At 39.9% G+C, this 2,617-nt stretch carries 2 protein-coding genes; one reads left to right on the plus strand and one right to left on the minus strand.

Annotated features, from left to right (window positions below):
- On the minus strand, positions 1 to 208 hold a 208-nt coding region (locus AC3DU7_RS30760; protein ID WP_488043035.1), incomplete at its 3' end, for a reverse transcriptase N-terminal domain-containing protein.
- 1,079 nt (positions 209 to 1,287) lie between these two features.
- On the opposite strand from AC3DU7_RS30760, the gene glpX reads away from it, so the two are divergent.
- Positions 1,288 to 2,325 carry a class II fructose-bisphosphatase gene (glpX, locus tag AC3DU7_RS30765; RefSeq protein WP_488043034.1) on the plus strand — a complete coding sequence of 346 codons (1,038 nt, stop codon included), beginning with the start codon at positions 1,288 to 1,290 and terminating at the stop codon, positions 2,323 to 2,325.
- The last annotated feature ends 292 nt before the right edge of the window (positions 2,326 to 2,617 follow it).

Consider the following 2,617-nt stretch of genomic DNA (forward strand, 5'->3'; position numbering starts at 1 on the left):
TTCCGGTGTTAACCTGAGTAATTTGTCTGACACTTAGCAATAAATTGGCTCGACTTTTGATTAACAATTTCTGCAACCTTCTGAGTTGCTTCCATTGACCAAGTTTTTGGGCACGAAAGATTCTGTGACGTAAATTCCTAACAATTTGCCGGGCTTTTCTCCAGTTGACCTGTGACCAGTCCGTTAATTGTCCGTTGACTCCATTTATCGCGCCTTGTGCTTGACACCTAACTTATATCCTCGTTTGGTTTTTACTTGTACTGTTTTCTTTCGTATAAGACTCAACAGAAGTCTGCTATTCCTTTCGGTCAAGGGCAAATTTTGAACCCCTATTCACCCCATTACCAGGTGACATTCGCTTTTTCTCTCATCTTCTACCCTCCAGAGATTTCCGTCTTTGTTGCCTCAGACCTACTTAGATTATCGACCTTTTTCATAAGACTCTGTAGGGTTTATCCTGTTGTATCATTTGAAGTTTCTGTGTTGGTTAAGATGATTGCCTATTCTGCGGGAGGGGCTTTGTCTCCACGTCTTAATAATGGACAACTATTTAGACCTGCCTCTTTACCTTTTGGTTACAGCCTGTCAGGGATAATTTGGCTGTTCTATTGATCACGCAGTTTAATCAGCAATTTAGACGGTGTTCATCTTTCCAACTCTTTTCCCTCTTGCTCCTGATTGCTTAATCTCTAGCAACTTTGGCTACTTTCGGGGTCTGCATTCCATTTATTTCATTGCTTACTTTAAATGTGACCGGACTCGTTGAGTCTCTTCCGTGAGGGCTAGGTGTGGAGAATCCTAGAGAACTCGGTGTTCTAATTCAAATGACCAGTTCAGGTCGCACTATCCATCCAATAGCGAAGGCATGAATTTCTCACGAATTGGCCAGTACGGATAGCCTCATCAATGGCTTGATATTGCTAAGGTTTTCCTTTGACTTTGAATTCGTATATTAATTATTAGTATATCAGGTTCAATTTAATTTGTGCAAGGGCGATTGAGGTTAACCGTCCTTCTAGGACGGGGCTTGAAACCCGCTTTTTTTGGTCAAACTAAATATTTAAGATAACTGAAGCAATTAAATTTCCCAAACCGTAGCTTTCCCTCTATTTAATCTTTAGTTTTAAACTTTTGACTTTTGACTTTCGACTTTTGGCTATTTGTAATAAAACTTTACACCCCACATTCCGCACAAAGTCCTAAGCTGATCCCTGGCTCTGATAGACTTTAACACTGGGAGAACTAAATAAAAAAGTTTTCCTCAGCAGTTGGGAGGATAAAAAAATCGTGGATAACGTAATTGGTTTAGAAATTATCGAAGTAGTAGAGCAAGCAGCGATCGCTTCTGCTCGTTGGATGGGAAAAGGTGAAAAAAATACCGCAGACGAAGTAGCGGTAGAAGCTATGCGAGAGCGGATGAACAAAATTCATATGCGGGGTCGCATTGTTATTGGAGAAGGAGAGCGAGATGAAGCCCCTATGCTTTACATTGGCGAAGAAGTAGGAATTTGTACTCAGCCTGATGCGAAAAACTTTTGTAACCCAGAAGAATTACTTGAGATTGACATTGCAGTGGACCCTTGCGAAGGGACAAACCTAGTTGCCTACGGTCAAAATGGTTCAATGGCAGTATTAGCTATTTCTGAGAAAGGGGGTCTATTGGCAGCACCAGATGTCTATATGAAAAAATTAGCTGCACCAGCAGTAGCCAAAAATCATGTAGATATTAATAAATCTGCCACAGAAAACCTCAAAATTATTTCAGAATGTATGGAGCGTTCTGTTGAAGAATTGGTGGTTGTAGTGATGGATCGTCCCCGTCACAAAGAACTAATAAATGAAATTCGTCAAGCTGGTGCCAGAGTTCGTCTAATTAGTGATGGTGACGTTTCGGCAGCTATTTCCTGTGCATTTGCAGGTACAAATATCCATGCTTTGATGGGTATCGGTGCAGCACCAGAGGGAGTAATCTCAGCAGCAGCTATGCGTGCTTTAGGAGGCCATTTCCAAGGACAACTAATTTATGACCCAGCTATTGTCAAAACTGGTTTAATTGGAGAAAGCAAAGAAGATAACATGGCTCGACTCCGAGAGATGGGTATTGAAGATCCAGACAAAGTTTACAATGCTGAGGAGTTAGCTTCTGGGGAAACAGTGCTATTTGCAGCTTGTGGTATTACTCCTGGTACTCTAATGGAGGGAGTCCGCTTCTTCCCTCATGGTGCTCGTACCCAAAGTTTAGTTATTTCTTCTCAGTCAAACACTGCTCGGTTCGTAGATACTGTGCATATGTTCGGAGAATCGAAATCACTGCAACTTAAATAGAAATAGTATTGGGTAAATGGGAAATTTAGGAAATATTCAAGTTAAAAAATGACCTGCAAAAAATTAATATCAAGTGGTCATAATTAATTTCCTTGTTTCAACAGAGATGGCTTGGGAATGATTAACTAGCTATTAGTATGAGCTATTACTATTTCCTAGGTCATACTCTGAAAATGGGTATCATACCAAATCTGGGTATAAAAAGAGGTTTATCCTATTCACAAATTCTATTTATAGTAGGGATAAAATTCAACAATGAATAATGAATAATGAATAATGAATAATGAATAAT

The sequence above is a fragment of the Okeania sp. genome (assembly GCF_983059655.1).